This window comes from Humibacillus xanthopallidus, assembly GCF_044793955.1.
Taxonomy (GTDB): Bacteria; Actinomycetota; Actinomycetes; order Actinomycetales; family Dermatophilaceae; genus Humibacillus; species Humibacillus xanthopallidus_C.
On record NZ_CP084995.1, the window covers coordinates 208,215 to 227,508 of the forward strand.

General features: G+C 69.9%; 15 protein-coding genes and 1 tRNA gene. 11 read left to right on the plus strand and 5 right to left on the minus strand.

The genetic code is table 11. The features are described 5' to 3' along the window. Window positions 1–33 precede the first annotated feature (33 nt). The 4 genes from yidC to rpmH all read right to left on the minus strand — a co-directional run bounded on the left by yidC (window position 34) and on the right by rpmH (window position 1,955). Window positions 34–1,026 carry a membrane protein insertase YidC gene (gene yidC, locus LG278_RS00905; protein WP_404390014.1) on the minus strand — a complete coding sequence of 331 codons (993 nt, stop codon included), beginning with the start codon at window positions 1,024–1,026 and terminating at the stop codon, window positions 34–36. A 69-nt stretch (window positions 1,027–1,095) separates the two neighbouring features. Further along, window positions 1,096–1,452: a membrane protein insertion efficiency factor YidD gene (gene yidD, locus LG278_RS00910; protein ID WP_404390015.1), complete on the minus strand. Its 357-nt coding sequence runs from the start codon at window positions 1,450–1,452 to the stop codon at window positions 1,096–1,098. After that, window positions 1,449–1,799: a ribonuclease P protein component gene (gene rnpA, locus LG278_RS00915; RefSeq protein ID WP_404390017.1), complete on the minus strand. Its 351-nt coding sequence runs from the start codon at window positions 1,797–1,799 to the stop codon at window positions 1,449–1,451. The genes yidD and rnpA overlap by 4 nt, the downstream gene beginning before the upstream one ends. An 18-nt stretch (window positions 1,800–1,817) precedes the next feature. Further along, window positions 1,818–1,955 (minus strand): 50S ribosomal protein L34, encoded by a 138-nt coding sequence (gene rpmH / locus LG278_RS00920; protein WP_028051105.1) that lies wholly within the window; start codon window positions 1,953–1,955, stop codon window positions 1,818–1,820. Between the two features lie 496 nt (window positions 1,956–2,451). Between rpmH and dnaA the strand changes: the two genes are divergently transcribed. Then, on the plus strand, window positions 2,452–4,152 hold the full coding sequence (dnaA, locus tag LG278_RS00925) for a chromosomal replication initiator protein DnaA (protein ID WP_404390020.1): 1,701 nt from the start codon (window positions 2,452–2,454) through the stop codon (window positions 4,150–4,152). A gap of 115 nt (window positions 4,153–4,267) precedes the next feature. Here the strand turns inward: dnaA and LG278_RS00930 are convergent, their stop codons facing one another. Then, window positions 4,268–5,254 carry an NAD-dependent epimerase/dehydratase family protein gene (locus LG278_RS00930; protein WP_404390022.1) on the minus strand — a complete coding sequence of 329 codons (987 nt, stop codon included), beginning with the start codon at window positions 5,252–5,254 and terminating at the stop codon, window positions 4,268–4,270. Window positions 5,255–5,369: 115 nt separating this feature from the next. Here LG278_RS00930 and LG278_RS00935 point away from each other — a divergent pair, with 115 nt between their 5' ends. From LG278_RS00935 to LG278_RS00980, 10 genes are all read left to right on the plus strand, one after another. Beyond that, window positions 5,370–6,107 (plus strand): TetR/AcrR family transcriptional regulator, encoded by a 738-nt coding sequence (locus LG278_RS00935; RefSeq protein WP_404390024.1) that lies wholly within the window; start codon window positions 5,370–5,372, stop codon window positions 6,105–6,107. A gap of 636 nt (window positions 6,108–6,743) precedes the next feature. Continuing rightward, window positions 6,744–7,871 (plus strand): DNA polymerase III subunit beta, encoded by a 1,128-nt coding sequence (gene dnaN, locus LG278_RS00940; RefSeq protein WP_404390026.1) that lies wholly within the window; start codon window positions 6,744–6,746, stop codon window positions 7,869–7,871. A 113-nt stretch (window positions 7,872–7,984) separates the two neighbouring features. After that, window positions 7,985–9,127 carry a phosphogluconate dehydrogenase (NAD(+)-dependent, decarboxylating) gene (gene gnd / locus LG278_RS00945; protein ID WP_404390028.1) on the plus strand — a complete coding sequence of 381 codons (1,143 nt, stop codon included), beginning with the start codon at window positions 7,985–7,987 and terminating at the stop codon, window positions 9,125–9,127. Between the two features lie 19 nt (window positions 9,128–9,146). Continuing rightward, window positions 9,147–10,412: a DNA replication/repair protein RecF gene (recF, locus tag LG278_RS00950; protein WP_404390030.1), complete on the plus strand. Its 1,266-nt coding sequence runs from the start codon at window positions 9,147–9,149 to the stop codon at window positions 10,410–10,412. Continuing rightward, window positions 10,405–10,986 carry a DUF721 domain-containing protein gene (locus LG278_RS00955; RefSeq protein ID WP_404390032.1) on the plus strand — a complete coding sequence of 194 codons (582 nt, stop codon included), beginning with the start codon at window positions 10,405–10,407 and terminating at the stop codon, window positions 10,984–10,986. The genes recF and LG278_RS00955 overlap by 8 nt, the downstream gene beginning before the upstream one ends. A 252-nt stretch (window positions 10,987–11,238) precedes the next feature. Beyond that, the gene (locus LG278_RS00960) at window positions 11,239–12,687 is read left to right on the plus strand and encodes a protealysin inhibitor emfourin (protein WP_404390034.1); all 1,449 of its coding nucleotides are present in this window, start codon (window positions 11,239–11,241) and stop codon (window positions 12,685–12,687) included. A 302-nt stretch (window positions 12,688–12,989) separates the two neighbouring features. Then, the gene (gyrB, locus tag LG278_RS00965) at window positions 12,990–15,209 is read left to right on the plus strand and encodes a DNA topoisomerase (ATP-hydrolyzing) subunit B (protein WP_404390036.1); all 2,220 of its coding nucleotides are present in this window, start codon (window positions 12,990–12,992) and stop codon (window positions 15,207–15,209) included. 150 nt (window positions 15,210–15,359) lie between these two features. Further along, window positions 15,360–18,113, plus strand: coding sequence for a DNA gyrase subunit A (gene gyrA / locus LG278_RS00970; RefSeq protein WP_404390038.1), 2,754 nt, complete (start codon window positions 15,360–15,362; stop codon window positions 18,111–18,113). Next, window positions 18,110–18,838, plus strand: a complete 729-nt coding sequence (locus tag LG278_RS00975) for a DUF3566 domain-containing protein (protein ID WP_404390040.1) — start codon at window positions 18,110–18,112, stop codon at window positions 18,836–18,838. The genes gyrA and LG278_RS00975 overlap by 4 nt, the downstream gene beginning before the upstream one ends. Before the next feature lie 355 nt (window positions 18,839–19,193). Next, a tRNA-Ile gene (locus LG278_RS00980) sits at window positions 19,194–19,270 on the plus strand. Window positions 19,271–19,294 lie beyond the last annotated feature (24 nt).

Sequence of the window (19,294 nt, forward strand, 5' to 3'; positions counted from 1 at the left end):
CTCAGGCAAGGTGGGTGGGGCGTGGGGTGCGGGTCAGCGCCGGCTCTTGGGCGTGGAGGTCTTGGCCCTCTTCTTGCCCTTGGGCTGCTGACGCTGGCCGGTCTTGGGGGCGTCGTCGGGCACCGTGTCTCCATCGGTCTCGAGACCGGGCACGACGAGCTCTTCCATCTTCTTGCCCTTGCGCTCGAGTCGCTTGCGGCGCCGCTCCTCGGCCTCAGAGCCGGGCGCTGGCATGTTGCGGATGACGTAGAACTGCTGCCCCATGGTCCAGAGGTTGGTCGTGAGCCAGTAGATGAGCACGCCGATGGGGAAGTTGATGCCCGAGATCGCGAAGAAGATCGGCATCAGGTAGAGCAGGACCTTCTGCTGCTTGGCGAAGGGGTTGTCGAGCGCAGCCTGCGGCATGTTCTTGCGCATCAGCTGGTACTGCGTGACGAACGTCGTCGCCGACATCAGCACGATGAGCACCGCGGTCAGGATCTTGACGCTGATGTCGTCGCTGGTCAGGAACGCGTCGGAGAGCTTGGCCCCGAAGATCGTCGAGCTCTCGATCTGGGCCGCCACCTCCTGGGTGATCGGGCCGATCGCGTCGTAGCCCTGCACCCCCTCGGCCTGCGCCTTGAGGTTGTTGAGCAGCTGGAAGAGCGCGAAGAAGAAGGGGCTCTGGATGAGGATCGGCAGACAGCTGCTGAACGGGTTGGTCCCGGTGCGGCGGTAGAGATCCATGATCTCGGCCTGCTGCGCCTTCTGGGACTCCGGGTCGCGCTTGCCCTTGTACTTCTTCTGGATCTTCTGCATCTCGGGCTGGATGAGCTGCATCCGCCGCGAGGAGTGGATCTGGCGCACGAAGAGCGGGATGAGCAGGATGCGGACGACGACCGTCAGGCCGACGATCGACAGCGCCCAGGCCCAGCCGGCGAGATCGCCGTTGAGGCCGATCTTGTCGAAGAACCAGTGCCAGCCATACATGACCCAGGCTTCACCGAGTTTGATCGGATAGAGCAGGGTGTTGAAGAAGTCGATCAACGTCAGTCCTCAGTGCTCAGGTGCTCGCGGGCGCGTGCACCGTCAGTCGGCACACCATATGCCGGGTGGTCAGGTCGTGTGGTGCTCGTGCTCGTCACGCCGGTCGTCGGTGCGCCCGTCGGGCGCTGGGTCGGCGCCCAGATCCACCGGACGGTAGTCCTCCGGACGCACGTCATTGCGGGTGTCCCAGGTCATCGGGACGGGGTCCACCCCACCGGCGGTCCACGGGTGGCAGCGACCGAGCCGGCGGGCGGCGAGCCAGCCACCCCGGAGCGGGCCGAACCGCTCGAGCGCGGTCACGGCATACGCCGAACAGCTGGGGTAGAAGCGGCACGTCGGTGGGCGCAGGGGGGAAACGAAGCGCTGGTAGAGCCGCACCAGCAGCACGAGTGGCGCTGCGAGCGCCCGGTTGAGGGAGGCGCTCATGCTCGGCACACCTTGGTGAGCTGGCGCTCGAGCGCGACGTCGAGGTCGGCATACGACGCCTGCGCCGCGGCCGGGTTGGCGCGCACGACGAGGTCGACCCCAGCCGGTATGCCGGGCAGCCGGGTCGCGATGCTCGCGCGCAGGCGGCGCTTGGTCAGGTTGCGCACCACCGCGTTGCCGACGGCCTTGGACACAACAAAACCGACGCGCGGCGGAAGCTCCGCACGCGCATCGGTCCGGTTGGCATGCACGACGATGAGTCGCCCGCCTGCTCTGGTGGCGCCGGGTCCGCGCACTGCCGCCGTGAAGTCCGCGCTCTCACGCAGACGATGACGGGCGGGCAGCATGCCGCGGCCCTGGAGGCGTCAGGCCGAGAGCTCGGCGCGGCCCTTGCGGCGGCGGCCGGCGAGGATGGCACGGCCGGCGCGCGTGCGCATGCGCAGACGGAAGCCGTGCGTCTTGGCGCGACGGCGGTTGTTCGGCTGGAAGGTGCGCTTGCTCACGAGAATCTCCGTTTGCTTGCGAGTGCAGGCCGAGGAGAATCGGTCCCGCACCCGGGTGGTGGGCTTTGGCTGGTCTTCGGCGACCGCAATCGGCAGGCCCGTGGAGGTCCGGGGAGGCGGCTTCCGTCGGAGCTGATCCGGGGAGCGCGCGAGCTCGGGTGCCATGGGCATGCGAAAGCGGTCGCAGACACGCTCGGTCAACGATACGGGAGCCGTGGAAGACCGGTCAAACCAGCCCGCCCTGACCCCCTATGGTGGGGCACGACGGCGAACGCAAGCCGACACGCCGACGCCCACGAGATCTGTGGATCATTCGGTTGTGGGTGCCTGCAGGACTTGTTAGGTTTTCGACTCACGATCGTGGCCCCTCCTTGCACAGGCTGTGGACAAACGTGTGGACAACAGGGCAGGGTGCACCGCGCAGAGGCCGGCGGAGCTCATCACAGGGCGCGCCGAGGCCGGGGGCGTCGAGGACAGTCAGGGGCAGGTGGAGCACGTGAGTGACGTAGGCGTCGACTATCCAGAGGTGTGGCGCAGGACGTTGCTGGACCTCGAGGCGGGGCTATCGGCCCAGGAGCGTGCCTTCGTCCGGTTGTGCCAGCTCGTCGGCGTCCTCGACCAGACCGCCCTCGTGCGAGCGCCCGACGGCTACACCAAGGAGTTCCTCGAGACCCGCGTCCGCGACCAGATCCACCAGGCCCTCAGCTCGCAGCTGGGGCACCCGGTGCAGCTGGCGGTCTCGGTCGACGAGAGCCTGCAGTCCGAGATGGGTCTGCTGAGCGACGAGCCGACCGGACCGGCCTCACGCCACGGCACCCCCAACACTCACGGCACGTCTGGCAACCAGCGCAACGACCGCGATGAGCACACCGATGCCACCGGGCACACCGGGCACACCGAGCGCAACGGCGCCCACCCGCCGGGGGCCCCGGCCTCCAACCGGCTGCGCGACCTCGAGGAGAGCGCCCCCGACCTCGACGGCGCCGACCTCGACGACCCGGGCACCAAGCCGATGAAGCCGATGCACAGCGTCGACCACTTCGGCCCGCGCACGGGGCGGCCCACGGGCTTCCCGCCCGGGTCGCTCGACCGCGACGGCCAGACCTCCGGCGGTGAGAGCGGGCCGCAGCGGCAGCAGCGTCCCGAGCCGGCGGCCTACTCCAGCGACACGCGCCTCAACCCGAAGCACACCTTCGACACCTTCGTCATCGGGGCGAGCAACCGTTTCGCCCACGCGGCCGCGGTGGCCGTCGCCGAGGCGCCGGCCCGGGCCTACAACCCGCTCTTCGTCTACGGCGAGTCCGGGCTCGGCAAGACCCACCTGCTCCACGCGATCGGTCACTACGCCCGCACGATGTTCCCCAACGTGCGCGTGCGCTACGTGAACTCCGAGGAGTTCACCAACGACTTCATCAACAGCATCCGCGACGACAAGGCGAGCGCCTTCCAGGCCCGCTACCGCAGTGTCGACGTGCTGCTCATCGACGACATCCAGTTCCTCCAGGGCAAGCTGCAGACGCAGGAGGAGTTCTTCCACACCTTCAACACGCTGCACAACTCCAACAAGCAGATCGTCATCACCTCCGACCTGCCGCCGCGTGAGCTCTCCGGCTTCGAGGACCGCATGCGCACCCGCTTCGAGTCGGGCCTGCTGACCGACGTGCAGCCGCCCGACCTCGAGACCCGCATCGCCATCCTGCGCAAGAAGGCGATCCAGGACCGCATGGAGGTCCCCGACCCCGTGCTCGAGTACATCGCCACCAACTTCAGCACCAACATCCGCGAGATCGAGGGCGCGCTCATCCGCGTCACGGCCTTCAGCAACCTCAACCGCCAGCCGATCGACCTGCCGCTCGCCGAGATCGTGCTCAAGGACGTGCTGCCCAACGAGACCCCCAACCAGGTCACCGCGGCGACGATCATGGCGGTCACCGCCGCCTATTACGCCGTGAGCATGGAGGACCTCTGCGGGTCGTCGCGCTCGCGCCAGCTCGTCACGGCCCGCCAGATCGCCATGTATCTCTGCCGTGAGATGACCGACCTCTCGCTGCCCAAGATCGGCCAGCACTTCGGGGGCCGCGACCACACCACCGTCATGCACGCCGACCGCAAGATCCGCGAGCTGATGGGTGAGCGCCGCGCGATCTACAACCAGGTCACCGAGCTGACCAACCGGATCCGCCAGCAGTCGCACTGAGGCCCACTCGCTCCGCGGTCGTGTGGGGAGGGGTCGGTTGGGCAGCGGCCGCCGCGTGGTGCCCGCTGCGCGTCGACGAGCACCGAGGGCGTATGCCGCCGGGCCGGGCTCGTCGTCACGCGCTGACGGCCGCGCTGGTGGGGGTCGCAGACCGCCGGGCGGCGATGGTCACCGTGAGGGCCTCCTCCCACGGGGTCGGCGCCAGCCCGAAGGTCTGCTGCGTCAGGTTCGAGTCGAGCACGAAGGCCCGCTCGAACTGGTGACGGGTCTCGCGCAGCTCACGCATGAAGGGCACGACCACGCCTGCCGCCGTGCCGAGCGCGCGGGGCAGGGTGCGCACCCGGCGGGCCCGTGTGCCGGCGAGGCGGGCGACGTCGGCTGCAGCCTCGTCGAAGGATCGCGCCGGTGAGGTCGGCACGTGCCAGGCCCGGCCCCAGCCGCGGTCGTCGGTGGCGAGACGGGCGGCGAGGGCACCGACGTCGGGCACGTAGGTCCACGAGTGCGGAGCATCGGCGCGGCCGACCGGCACGATCGGCGTGCGACCGGCGAGGATCGCGTCGATGACGATGTCGTTGAGGTAGCTCGAGCGCGGCGTGGTGCCCGGACCGAAGTAGTCGCTGCCCCGCAGCTCGGTGGCCCGCAGGCGGCCGGCCTCGTGCCGGGCCAGCGCCTCCGTCCACATGTCGGCACGGAGCGCACCCTTGTGCCCGGCGGGCCGCAGGGGGTCGTCCTCACGCATCGGGGCGCTGACCTTCCCGTAGCCGTAGAGGTTGCCGACGATGACGAGCCCGGCGCCGGTCGCCTCGGCAGCGGCCAGGGTGGCGGCCGCGACGGGCGGCCAGTCGGTCTGCCAGGTGAGGTAGCTCGGCGGGTTGACCGCGTTGACGATGCTGGCGGCGCCGTGGGCCGCTGCAGTGAGGCCGGTGGTGTCGCCGGCGTCGAGCGCGATGACCTCGACGGCGCCGGGGTGGGTGGCCTCCCAGGGGCGCTCGGTGACGCGCCCCGAGCGGGAGGCGAGCGTCACGGTGTGGCCGAGGCGGACGAGGGCGGCCGTCGTGGCGCGGCCGACGCCGCCGGCTCCGAGGACGAGGTGGTGGGTCATGGTGGTCTCCTGAGGTGAAGTGTGAGCACCGCTCACACTCTAAGGATGCCGGGGAGGTTCGAGAAAAGCAAGAGCAGTGCTCACATTCATTCCCGTTCTGTGGCAGGCTCGCCTCATGCCCGCCACCACCGATGCCGCACCCGAGCTCGGCAAGCGCGCCCGCAACCGGGCCGTCGTCGAGGCGCAGATCCTCACGGTGGCGCGCGAACACCTCGCGACCCAGGGGGCGGCGGCCCTCAGCCTGCGGGCGGTCGCCAGAGACCTCGGCATGGTGTCGTCCGGCATCTATCGCTACGTCGAGAGCCGCGACGAGCTGCTCACCCGCCTCATCGTCGACTCCTACACCTCGCTGGCCCACACGGTCCGGTCGGCGCACGACGCCGTGTCGCGCCACGACCTGGCCGGCCGGTGGGACGCAGTCGGCCACGGGCTGCGCCGCTGGGCGCTCGATCACCCGCACGACTTCACGCTGCTCTACGGCTCTCCCGTGCCCGACTACCAGGCGCCTGCAGAGCGCACCGGTGAGGCAGGCACGGCCGTGCTCGCCATCCTCGTCGGCCTCCTCGACGACGCGCGCCGGGCCGGTGTCCTGGCCGACCCCGGGCACCTCGAGCTGCCCGCTGCCGACGTCGAGGCCGCCGTCAGCCCCCTGCTGGCCGACCCGATGTTTGCCGAGACCGACCTCGACGCGATGGCCCTGGCCCAGGGGCTGTGCGCCTGGACCCTGCTGCTGGGCGCCGTCAGCAGCGAGATCTTCGGTCAGCTCGGGCCCCTCCCCGACGCCGAGTCGCTCTTCGCCGTCATATTGGCCGCTGGGCGGTCCGCCATCCTGGCCAGTCCTGAGCAGCCGTAGCCGCCCCTCAACTGACTTGCGCCGCCGCCCGGACTCGACCGGACCGACCGGCACCCCCGGGTCGTGCACAGCCGTCCACAGGTCCATCCACACCTGTGTGCACAGCGTGACCTTCCCGAGACCAGCGCGTCACGAGCACGACACCTCGCGCGTTGTCCACGGGTTGTGGATAACCATGTGGACGTTGAGAGGGCAGTTTCTCCACAGGACGTCCTCAGCTGGTGGCATCGCAGGCGTGACCAGCCCACAGTTGTCCACACAGAGCTGTGGACAACTGTGGATGAAGGGCCCGAACCTGCGGACAACTCCACCGTTGCCTGTGTGAACCGTGTGGGGACGGCCGGCCCGTCCACACCCCACCCGGAGTTGGCTCGTCCGCCGCCCACAGGCAACGCACACGACGCCGCGCGACGTGACCAGCCCGAACGTGCGTTGTCCACAGTGTCCACAGCACCTACGACAATGACGAACCTCTCCGGAAGTAGATGAGCCCCGACAACGAGGGCACGACCCGACGAGCACCTCACCACCCTCCCGGCGTGCTTGACGCGCCCCGGCGGACGCGGTGGTGCACCATGGCGGCAGGCACTAGTGTCTGTCCCCCGATCTGTCGTTCCTCGTCGAAGTGAGTGCACTGTGAAGTTCCGCGTTGAGCGAGACGTCCTGGCCGAGGCCGTGACCTGGGTGGCGCGGGGCCTGCCGGCCCGCCCGCCGGTGCCCGTGCTCGCCGGTGTGCTCATCGAGGCGAGCGAGGAGGGCACCCTCACGCTGTCGGCGTTCGACTACGAGGTCTCGGCCCGCATCACCGTGGCGGCCGATGTCGCCGAGGCCGGTCAGGTGCTCGTGCTGGGCCGGCTCCTCGCCGACATCTCGCGCAACCTGCCCAACAAGCCGATCGACGTCAGCACCGACGGCACCAAGGTCAACGTCGCCTGCGGCTCCTCCCGCTTCGCCTTGCGCGAGATGCCCGTCGCCGACTACCCGACGCTGCCGATCTCGCCCGCGGTGAGCGGCACGATCGCCGGCGACGTCTTCACCCAGGCGGTCGCCCAGGTCTCGGTCGCGGCCGACAAGGGCGACACCCTCCCGATCCTCACCGGCGTGCGCATGGAGATCGACGGCGACAAGGTCACCCTGCTCGCGACCGACCGCTACCGCCTCGCCATGCGCGAGCTCACGTGGTCGCCGGCCGCCACCGACGCCAGCCACGTCGCGCTCATCCCGGCCCGCCAGCTCTCCGACACCGCCCGCGCCCTCGGCGCCTCCGGCTCGATCGAGCTCTCGCTCGGCTCGGGCAGCGACGGGCTGATCGGCTTCGAGGCCGGGCAGCGCCGCGCCACGACGCGCCTGCTCGACGGCGAGTACCCCAAGGTCACCTCCATCTTCCCGAGCTCGGTCGACACCGAGGCGGTCATCGAGACCGCTGCTCTCGAGGAGGCGGTCAAGCGTGTCGCTCTCGTCGCCGAGCGCAACACCCCCGTGCTGCTGAAGTTCACCGACGGCCAGGTCGCCATCGAGGCCGGCACGGGCGACGACGCCCAGGCCTCCGAGGCCGTCGAGGCCACGCTCACCGGTCCCGAGATCCAGATCGCCTTCAACCCGCAGTTCCTGCTCGACGGGCTGCACGCCGTGGGCACCCCGTGGAGCCGGCTGTCCTTCACCCAGCCGAGCCGGCCCGCGGTGCTCAGCGGTCAGGCCGAGGCCGACAGCGACGCCGACGCGACCTACCGCTACGTGCTCATGCCGGTCCGCTTCGCGAGCTGACCCTCGCCCGCGGTCACCTCCTTCGCACCACCTCAGACACCCGCTGCGGTATGCCGTCCGGCTGGCGTAGCCTCGAACAGCCCCGCACCGCTCCTTCCGCAGAAAGGCACGCCATGCAGCTCGGTCTCATCGGTCTCGGCAAGATGGGCGGCAACATGCGCGAGCGGTTGCGCCGCGCGGGGCACGAGGTGGTCGGCCACGACCGCAACCCCGACGTGGCCGACGTCAAGACGCTGCCGGCCCTGGTCAAGGCGCTGGAGGCCCCGCGTGTCGTGTGGGTGATGGTGCCCGCCGGTGACCCGACCCGCGAGACCGTCGCCAAGCTGGCCGACCTGCTCGAGCCGGGTGACCTCGTCATCGACGGCGGCAACTCGCGCTTCACCGACGACTTCGAGAACGCCAAGCTGCTGGGTGCCAAGAAGATCGGCTACGTCGACTGCGGCGTCAGCGGCGGCATCTGGGGCCTCGACAACGGCTACGGCCTGATGTGCGGCGGCGACAAGAAGTGGGTCACCCGCGCCATGCCGATCTTCGACGCGCTGCGCCCCGAGGGCCCGCGAGACGAGGGCTTCGTGCACGCTGGCAAGGTCGGCGCCGGGCACTACACGAAGATGGTGCACAACGGCATCGAGTACGGCCTCATGGCGGCCTACGCCGAGGGCTACGAGCTGCTCGAGAAGAAGGACATCGTCACCGACGTCCCCGGGGCCTTCAAGGCCTGGAGCCGCGGCACCGTCGTGCGCTCCTGGCTGCTCGACCTCATGGTCGACGCCCTCGAGGACAACCCCCACCTCGACGACGTCTCCGACTACACCAACGACTCCGGCGAGGGTCGCTGGACCGTCGAGGAGGCCATCGCCCTCTCGGTGCCGATGCCCGTCATCTCGGCCTCGCTCTTCGCCCGGTTCGCCTCCCGCCAGCCGAACTCGCCGACGATGCAGGCCGTTGCCGCTCTGCGTGGCCAGTTCGGCGGACACCAGGTCATGACGATCGCCGAGGGCGACAAGCTGCGGGCCGGCGACGTGCCCGCGACGGCCAAGCGCTCTGCCAAGAAGGAGTCGCCGACGAAGCAGGCCACCAAGCGCGCCGTCGTCAAGAAGGCCAGTGCCGGTGCCCAGGCGACGGCGTCCAAGGCCAACGTCGGCGCTGCGAAGAAGGCCGTGGCCACGGGCCGTGCGAACGCGACCAAGGCGACCGACACCGTCGACTCGGCCCGCGGCCAGAAGCGCGCCGCGAAGAAGACGACGAAGTCCTGAGCGGGATCTCCGGTCCTTCTTGCACGTCCGCCACCTGACCCTCAAGGACTTCCGGAGCTATCCGAGCGCAGAGCTCGCGCTGACGCCGGGGGTCACGACGTTCGTGGGCCTCAACGGGCAGGGCAAGACCAACCTCGTCGAGGCGATCGGCTACCTCGCGACCCTCGGGTCGCACCGGGTCGCCACCGACCAGCCGCTCGTGCGCTTCGGCGCGAGCCAGGCGATCGTGCGCGGCGCCATCATCCGCGACGAGCACGAGACGATGGTCGAGCTCGAGATCACGCCCGGCCGGGCCAACCGGGCACGGCTCGGTCGCTCTCCCGTGGCGCGCCCGCGCGACGTGCTCGGCACGGTGCGGACTGTGCTCTTCGCCCCCGAGGACCTCTCCCTCGTCAAGGGCGACCCGTCCGAGCGCCGCCGCTTCCTCGACGACCTGCTCGTGCAGCGCCAGCCGCGCTGGTCGGGGGTGCGCTCCGACTACGACAAGATCCTCAAGCAACGCAACGCCCTGCTGAAGTCGGCGGCGCCGGTGCTGCGCAAGGGAACTCGGCGACCACCTCGCCCGCCGCGCGACGGAGAGGCACCACCCGACGAGGCCCGCGAGTCGGCGCTGCACACCCTCGATGTCTGGAACGACCACCTCGCGACGGTCGGCTCCCAGCTGCTCTATGCCCGGCTCCGGCTGCTGCGCGACCTCGTCCCCGACCTCGCCGACTGCTACGACGCGGTGAGCGCCGCCACCTCGAACGCGCGGGCGACCTACCGCAGCTCGCTCCACGAGGAGCTCGCCGCGCGCATCGCCGACGGCGTGGTGCCCGAGGTCGACGAGCTGCGCGGGGGGATGCTCCAGACGCTCGACGCCGTGCGCGCCAACGAGATCGAGCGCGGCATCTCGCTCGTCGGCCCGCACCGCGACGACGTTGTGCTCTCGCTCGGCGACCTGCCGGCCAAGGGGTATGCGAGCCACGGCGAGTCCTGGAGCTTCGCCCTGGGACTCAAGCTCGCGGCATACCGGCTCCTGCGTCGTGACCTGGGCGACGACCCGGTGCTCGTGCTCGACGACGTCTTCGCCGAGCTCGACTCCGGGCGGCGCGAGCGGCTGGCCGCCCTCGTCGGCGACTGCGAGCAGGTGCTCATTACGGCCGCCGTGGGAGCCGACGTGCCCGACGTGCTGCGCGAGAGCGGCACCACCGTCACGGTCGAGCTGGGCCAGATCGTCCCGGCTCCCACCCTCCCCGTGACCGATGCGCCCGATCAGCCGGAGCAGGTCGAGACCGATGAGTGACGCGCCGCCCCCCGAGGTGCCGACCCAACCAGAGCCCGAGCCGGACCTTCCGGAGCCGACCGACGCCGACACCCGCATCGCCGACGCCGCGGCCTCCGCCCTCGCCCGGGCCCGCGCCGGTGCCGCCGAGAAGGGGCTGCGCCCGGGCATGAAGCCCAAGAAGCGGCGCCGCGTCCAGGGTGACGGGGCCACGCTCTCGGGCAGCGCGCGTGACGGCCGTGACCCGGCGCTGCTCGGTGACCAGCTCGACCGCTTGCTCGTCGACCGCGGCTGGAAGGTCGACGTGGCCGTGGGCTCGGTGATGGGACGGTGGCCCGAGATCGTCGGTGGCGACATCGCGGCGCACGTCACGCCGGTCAGCTTCACCGACGGCGTGCTCACGGTGCAGGCCGACTCGAGCGCCTGGGCGGCGCAGATCCGGCTGCTGTCCTCCTCGCTGCTCGCGCGCGTCGAGGAGGAGATCGGCGCCGGCGCGGTCACCGAGCTGCGGGTCGTCGGCCCGTCGGCGCCGTCATGGAACCGCGGCACCCGCCGCTCCCCCGACTCCCGCGGCCCCCGCGACACCTACGGCTAACCCCAATCGAAAGAGCGATCCGCACGCTGACGCCCTGATCGAGAGAGCATTCCGTCCGCTCTGCGGGCAGGAGATCTCTGATCGAAAGAGCGGTTCGTCCGCTCTGCGAGGCCCGAAACCCTGATCGAAAGAGCGATTCGTCCGCCTCCCCGGCCCGGTGACCGTCGCGAAGGCGGACGAGTTGCTCTTTAGATTGAGTGGGAGCTGTTGTCCATCGAGCGGGTGTCGGTGATCCGTCGCAGACTGTCGTCCATGACCCGATTGAACGCCCACCGCTGCGCCATCATCCCGCCCTACATGCTCGAGGCGATGGCCCAGAGCGACGAGCCGCAGCTGGCCAGGCACGCGCGCGAGGCGCTCGAGCTCGACGCCGAGCTGCGCGCCTCGCGGCGCACCCCGACGGCGCGGCCGACCTCGACCCGCGCCCCCCGCCGCGAGGACCTCGGCGACCAGGCCCCCGGCGCGCACGGCACGGGTCCGCACCGAACGATCTCCGACGCCAGGGGCGCGCAGCGCCTCCCGGGCACGACGGTGCGCACCGAAGGCCAGGCCGAGACCGGCGACATTGCGGTGAGCGAGGCCTACGACGGTCTCGGGGCCACGTGGCAGCTGTGGTCCGAGGCGTACGACCGTGACTCGCTCGACGGCAAGGGCATGCCCCTGCTCGCAACCGTGCACTACGGCCGCAACTACGACAACGCCTTCTGGGACGGCACCCAGATGGTCTTCGGCGACGGTGACGGCGTCATCTTCGAGCGCTTCACGCGCAGCCTCGACGTCATCGGTCACGAGCTCGCGCACGGCGTCACCGAGCACACGGCCGGACTGCTCTACCAGGGGCAGTCCGGCGCCCTCAACGAGTCGGTCTCCGACGTCTTCGGCGTGCTCGTCAAGCAGCGCAGCCTCGGGCAGAGCGCTGCGCAGGCCGACTGGCTCGTCGGCGCCGAGCTGCTCAACGCGTCGGTGCAGGGGCGTGCACTGCGCGACATGCGCAACCCCGGCACCGCCTACGACGACCCCCGGCTCGGCACCGACCCCCAGCCGGCGCACATGGACGACTACGTCAACACCCGTGACGACAACGGCGGCGTGCACATCAACTCCGGCATCCCCAACCGGGCCTTCGTGCTCTCGGCGCTCGCGATCGGCGGCAACGCGTGGGAGGCCCCGGGCGCCATTTGGTATGCCGTGCTGTCCGGTGACGGCATCAGGGCCGACTGCGACTTCGCGACCTTCGCCGGCCTCACCGTGGCGGCCGCTGGCAACGTGCACGGTGACGGCTCATCGCAACAGGTGGCCGTGCGCTCGGCGTGGGAGCAGGTCGGGGTGCTGACGGCCAGCACCGAGCCGCCGTCCCCGGGTGAGCCGTCCGAGCCGGAGCAGCCTGGGGAGCGGGGCCAGCCTGGGGAGCCGGGTGCCGGCGCGCGGGTACTGCTGCGGCGCACCGGTGGCTTCGCCGGTCTGGTGCGCGAACGGCGCGTGGCCATCGGTGAGCTCTCGGAGCGTGACGCCAAGGACTGGCAGCACCTGCTCGCGGCCCCGACGCTCCAGCGCATCGCGGCCTCGACGGAGGGCACCCACCCCGACGCCTACACCTACTCGGTGGTCTGCGACGAGGCCGGGTGCGACGTGACGATCCAGGAGCCGCACCTTCCCGAGGCGATCCACTCCCTCTTCGAGCGCACCCTTCGGGACGACTGAGGGATGACTGAGGGCCGACCGAGCAGCGACTCAGCGACGAGAAACGGTAGACCCGAGGAAGCGCCGGAGGGGCGCCGAGGCCCCCTTTCGTGATCCTCCCCTCGGATCCGAGGGTTTCGGGGCCGGAAAGTGGCTCTCCTGTGCGTCAGGAGGCACGTCGAGCCCGCTCAGACCGTTAGAATGAGAGCGACTCGGCTCGAGCGTGTCGTCATCTCGCTCGAGCCGTCCATGTGTCGCCACACCAGCGACCGCGCGCCCGGGCCACTGCGCCCGGGCCTGCCGTGCACGAACCGAGGAGAAACGTGTCCGAGGCCGATCAGACGCCCGACCAGCAGCCCGACCCCAGCCTGTCCCCGAGTCTCCCACCCGCCGTCCCCCCTGTCGTCGCCCCGGTGGTCGACGAGGCGACCGGCGTGCCGGTGACCCCGGCCGATGTCCGCCCCAACGGCGTCGACTATGACGCGAGCGCGATCACCGTGCTCGAGGGTCTCGAGGCCGTGCGCAAGCGTCCGGGCATGTACATCGGGTCGACGGGTCCTCGCGGTCTGCACCACCTCGTCTACGAGATCGTCGACAACGCGGTCGACGAGTCGCTGGCCGGCTATGCCGACACCATCGACGTCACCCTCCTGGCCGACGGCGGCGTCCGCGTGCGCGACAACGGCCGTGGCATTCCCACGGACATCCACCCGATCGAGAAGATCAGCGCCGTCGAGCTCGTGCTCACGCAGCTGCACGCCGGCGGCAAGTTCGGCGGCGGCGGCTACAAGGTGTCCGGTGGCCTGCACGGCGTCGGCAGCTCGGTGGTCAACGCGCTGTCGACCCGGCTCCGGGCCGCAGTGCGCCAGAAGGGCCACGTCTTCCGCATGAGCTTCAGCAACGGGGTGCCCGACGGCCCCCTGGAGCAGATGGAGGCGACCGACGAGACCGGCACGACGATCACGTTCTGGCCCAACGACGAGATCTTCGAGAGCGTCGACTACGACTTCGAGACGATCCGCGCTCGCATGCAGCAGATGGCCTTCCTCAACAAGGGCCTGACGATCAACCTCGTCGACGAGCGGGTCGAGCGCCCCGAGGTCGGTGACGACGACGTCGACCTCGACGACCTCGACGACGAGATCACCGAGGTCGAGCAGGACGACGAGGACGACGCCGTGACGGCCGGCGGCCAGTCGGTCGACCCCTCCGGTCACGCGGTCAAGAAGACCGTCACCGCCAAGAAGGTCAGCTACCGCTACGACAACGGCCTCGTCGACTACGTCAACCACATCAACGGCAGCAAGCGCAGCGAGCCGGTGCACCCCGAGGTCATCTCGATCGAGGTCGAGGACACCGATCGCTCGCTCAGCCTCGAGCTCGCGATGCAGTGGACCAACGGCTACAGCGAGTCGGTCCACACCTACGCCAACGCGATCAACACCCACGAGGGGGGCACCCACGAGGAGGGCTTCCGGGCGGCGATGACCAAGCTCATCAACGACTTCGCCCGCCGTCAGAACCTCCTCAAGGACAAGGACGAGAACCTCACCGGTGACGACGTGCGCGAGGGCCTGACCGCCGTCATCTCGGTCAAGCTCGCCGAGCCGCAGTTCGAGGGCCAGACCAAGACCAAGCTCGGCAACTCCGAGGTCAAGGGCTTCGTGCAGCGCGCCATGACCGACGAGTTCGGCCACTGGCTCGGCGCCCACCCCAACGAGGGCAAGGACATCGTCCGCAAGTCGGTGCAGGCCGCTGCCGCCCGCATGGCCGCCCGCAAGGCGCGCGAGGCCACCCGCCGCAAGGGCCTGCTCGAGTCGGGCGGCCTGCCCGGCAAGCTCAAGGACTGCCAGAGCAAGGACCCCCGCATCTCCGAGGTCTTCATCGTCGAGGGCGACAGCGCCGGCGGCTCGGCCACCCAGGCGCGCAACCCGCACACCCAGGCGATCCTCCCGATCCGCGGCAAGATCCTCAACGTCGAGAAGGCGCGCATCGACAAGATCCTCGCCAACAACGAGGTCCAGGCGCTCATCTCGGCCTTCGGCACCGGCATCGGCGAGGACTTCGACATCGCCAGGGCGCGCTACCACAAGATCGTGCTGATGGCCGATGCCGACGTCGACGGCATGCACATCCGCACCCTGCTGCTGACGCTCCTCTTCCGCTTCATGCGTCCGCTCATCGAGGCCGGCTACGTCTACCTCGCCCAGCCGCCGCTCTACCGCCTGCGCTGGAGCAACGCCCCGCACCAGTTCGCCTACAGCGACCGCGAGCGTGACGGCCTCCAGCAGATCGGCGAGGGCAAGGGCTGGCGCCTGCCCAAGGACAACCCGGTCCAGCGCTACAAGGGCCTCGGCGAGATGAACTACGCCGAGCTCGGCGAGACGACGATGGACGTCAAGACCCGCACGCTGCTCCAGGTGACGCTCGACGACGCCGCCGAGTCCGACCGGGTCTTCTCGGTGCTCATGGGCGAGGACGTCGAGTCGCGGCGCAGCTTCATCCAGAAGAACGCCCGCGACGTGCGCTTCCTCGACATCTAGACACTCGGGAGCTCACGGCCCTGGCGGGCCTGCGCCCCCGAGTACCCCCGAAAGCCCGCACGGCTGGGTGGCTCGTTGCACACGAGCACTCGACGAGACGGCATACCTCCTGCTTGTGACTGAAACTGACCGAGAGACAAAGGGACTGACGTGAGCGACGACCTGCCTCCCATCGACGGAGACGACGTCAACGAGACGCCCGACGAGACGACCGAGCCCGACGAGGCTGTCGACCAGGGCACCGCGCCGGTGGAGCGCGGCGACGACGAGACCGACCGCGTCGAAGCCGTCGACCTCAACAACGAGATGCAGCGCAGCTACATCGAGTACGCCATGTCGGTCATCGTCAGCCGCGCCCTGCCCGACGTGCGCGACGGCCTCAAGCCGGTGCACCGACGCATCGTCTACGCGATGTATGACGGCGGCTACCGCCCCGACCGCGGCTTCAACAAGTGCGCGCGCGTCGTCGGCGACGTCATGGGCCACTACCACCCGCACGGTGACTCGGCGATCTACGACGCCCTCGTGCGTCTCGTGCAGGACTGGTCGCTGCGCTACCCGCTCGTCGACGGGCAGGGCAACTTCGGCTCGCGCGGCAACGACGGCGCGGCCGCGCCCCGTTACACCGAGTGCCGGATGGCCCCGATCGCCATGGAGATGGTGCGGGACATCGCCGAGAACACCGTCGACTTCGTGCCCAACTACGACGGCAAGACGCTCCAGCCGTCGGTGCTGCCGAGCCGCTTCCCCAACCTGCTCGTCAACGGGTCGGCCGGCATCGCCGTCGGCATGGCGACGCAGATCCCGCCGCACAACCTGCGCGAGGTCGCGGCCGGCGCCGAGTACTACCTCAAGCACCCCGAGATCGGCCGCGAGGAGCTGCTCGAGCACCTGCTGACGATCATCAAGGGCCCCGACTTCCCGACCGGCGCGCTCATCATGGGCCACCGCGGCATCGAGGACGCCTACCGCACCGGCCGCGGCTCGATCATCATGCGGGCCGTCGTCAACGTCGAGGAGATCGGCAACCGCCAGGCGCTCGTCGTCACGGAGCTGCCCTACCAGGTCAACCCCGACATGCTCGCGATGAAGATCGCCGACCTCGTCAAGGACGGCAAGGTCTCGGGCATCGCCGACATCAACGACGAGACCTCCGGCCGCACCGGTCAGCGCCTCGTGATCACGCTGAAGCGTGACGCCGTCGCGAAGGTCGTGCTCAACAACCTCTACAAGCACACGCAGCTGCAGACGACCTTCGGCGCCAACATGCTCGCGCTCGTCGACGAGGTGCCGCGCACACTGCCCCTCGACGGCTTCATCCGGCACTGGGTCGACCACCAGATCGAGGTCATCGTCCGGCGCACGCAGTACCGCCTGGACAAGGCCGAGGCCGACATCCACCTGTTGCGCGGCTACCTCAAGGCGCTCGACCTGCTCGACGAGGTCATCGCCCTGATCCGCGCGTCACGCACGGTCGAGGTCGCCCGCGACGGCCTCATCGAGCTGCTCGACATCGACGAGCTGCAGGCTGCGGCGATCCTCAACATGCAGCTGCGCCGCCTGGCCGCCCTCGAGCGCGAGAAGATCCAGCAGGACCATGACGCCCTGCAGCAGATGATCGACGAGTACCACGCGATCCTCGCCTCGGAGCAGCGCCAGCGCGACATCGTGTCGGAGGAGCTGCAGACGATCGTCGACAAGTACGGCGACGAGCGACGCACCGAGATCTTCCCGTTCGACGGCGACATGTCGATGGAGGACCTCATCCCCGAGGAGGACGTCGTCGTCACGATCACCCGCGGCGGCTACGCCAAGCGCACCCGGGTCGACCAGTACCGCTCGCAGAAGCGCGGCGGCAAGGGCGTGCGCGGCGCGAGCCTGCGCGGCGAGGACGTCGTCGAGCACTTCTTCACGACGACGACCCACCACTGGTTGCTCTTCTTCACCAACCTCGGCCGGGTCTACCGCGCCAAGGCCTACGAGCTGCCCGAGGGCTCGCGCGACAGCAAGGGCCAGCACGTCGCCAACCTGCTCGCCTTCCAGCCCGGTGAGCAGATCGCTCAGGTGCTCGCGATCCGCGACTACGAGAAGGGCGACTACCTCGTGCTCGCCACTCGGGCGGGCCTCGTCAAGAAGACCCGCCTCTCCGACTACGACTCCCCGCGCTCCGGTGGCCTCATCGCCATCAACCTGCGCGACGGTGACGAGCTCGTCGGGGCAGGCCTCGCCTCCAACCGCGACGACCTGCTGCTCGTGTCGCGCAAGGGCCAGTCGGTGCGCTTCACCGCCACCGACGCGACCCTGCGCCCGATGGGCCGCTCGACCTCGGGTGTCACCGGCATGAAGTTCCGCGCCGGTGACCACCTGCTGGCGATGGCCGTCGTCGAGGAGGGCGAGAGCCCCGACGTCTTCGTCGTCTTCGAGAACGGTCTCGCCAAGCGCACCCCGGTCGCGGAGTACCGCCTCCAAGGCCGCGGCGGCCTTGGCATCCAGGTCGCCAAGCTCTCCGACAAGGGCGGCGACCTCGTCGGCGCCCTCACGGTGAGCGAGACCGACGAGGTCATGGTCGTCATGGAGAAGGGCAAGATCGTGCGCTCGCGCGTCAGCGAAGTGCGCCACACCGGGCGCTCGACGCAGGGCGTGAGGTTCGCGGCTCCCGACAAGGGTGACTCGATCGTCGCCGTCGCGCGCAACGCCGAGTCGGCCACCGAGGCCGAGCTGGAGGACGCCACCGGCGACGCTCCGGAGCCCGGCGTTGCAGGCGTCGATGGCGACACGACCGGCGTGTCGGACGTGTCCGCGGATGGTGCGCCCGCTACGGTTCCGGGCCCCGATGGCGTACCGTCGGACGAGACCGGGACCAACGACGCTTCGTCCGAGGGCGACAGCGGAGGTGACGAATGAGCACGACCAGCGAGGGCGGGTCACGCGGCACGACCCAGTGGGGGTCTGACGCGACGGCCCCCATGACGAGCGGTGGCTCGTCGAGCAGTTCGGGCTCGACGCAGGCCAGGGGCACCTCGTCGGACACCTCCAGCGGGTCCAACGGCTCGTCCGGCGGGTCGACGACCTATTACGGCAGCAACGGCGCCAGCTTCGACTCCGGGTCGCAGGCTGCCGTCGGGTCCTCGAGCTCGGCGCCCAACACGTCGGGCGCCGACACGGGCGGCACGCCCCTGACGCGTGGCGCCGTGACGACGCAGACCGCGCCGACGAAGAAGGTCGCTCCGGCTGCCGCTCGCCCGGCGACGCGCAAGGCCAAAGGCCCGCGCCGGGTCCGTCTCGCCGTCGCGCGCATGGACCCCTGGTCGGTCATGAAGATGAGCTTCCTGCTGTCGGTCGCCCTCGGCATCGCCGGGGTCATCCTGACCGCGGTGCTCTGGATGATCCTGTCGACGATGAACGTCTTCACCGACGTCGAGGGCGTGCTCCAGTCGCTGCAGACGACCACCTCCGACCCGTTCTCGATCAAGGACTACGTCGGCTTCGGCCGCGTCGTGTCGCTCTCGATCGTCATCGGGGTCATCGACATCATCCTGCTGACCGCCATCGCGACGGTCACGGCGTTCCTCTACAACATCTGCTCCGCCCTCGTCGGCGGCGTGCAGCTCACGCTCACCGACGACTGAGCAACCAGCACTCCCAGCCCTGTCGGGGCGATCACGTATGCCGGGTGGCCCGCCACCCGGCATACGTGCGTCTGGGGGTGGTCGGGTTGTGGGCGCGGCCGGCAGGCAGAGCGGTCGAGCGGGGGGCGATGGGCCTCCCGCATCAACTGGCAGATCAACTCGCCCCCGGCGCTGCTCTGACGACACTGCACACCGGTTGATCCGCCAGTTGATCCCGAGATGTGCCGACAGCGCCGGCGCCGACGCCGTGCCCAGGCCGGGCCGTTTTGTGCGAGGGACGGGGCATCGGGTAACGTTTCCCCTCGCGTCCAGTCATCGGATCCTGCTGGTCCGAGCGGCGCGAGACGGTGACGATGGGCCTATAGCTCAGACGGTTAGAGCGCTTCCCTGATAAGGAAGAGGTCGGAGGTTCAAGTCCTCCTAGGCCCACCATCACCTACCGTCACTGCACCAGGA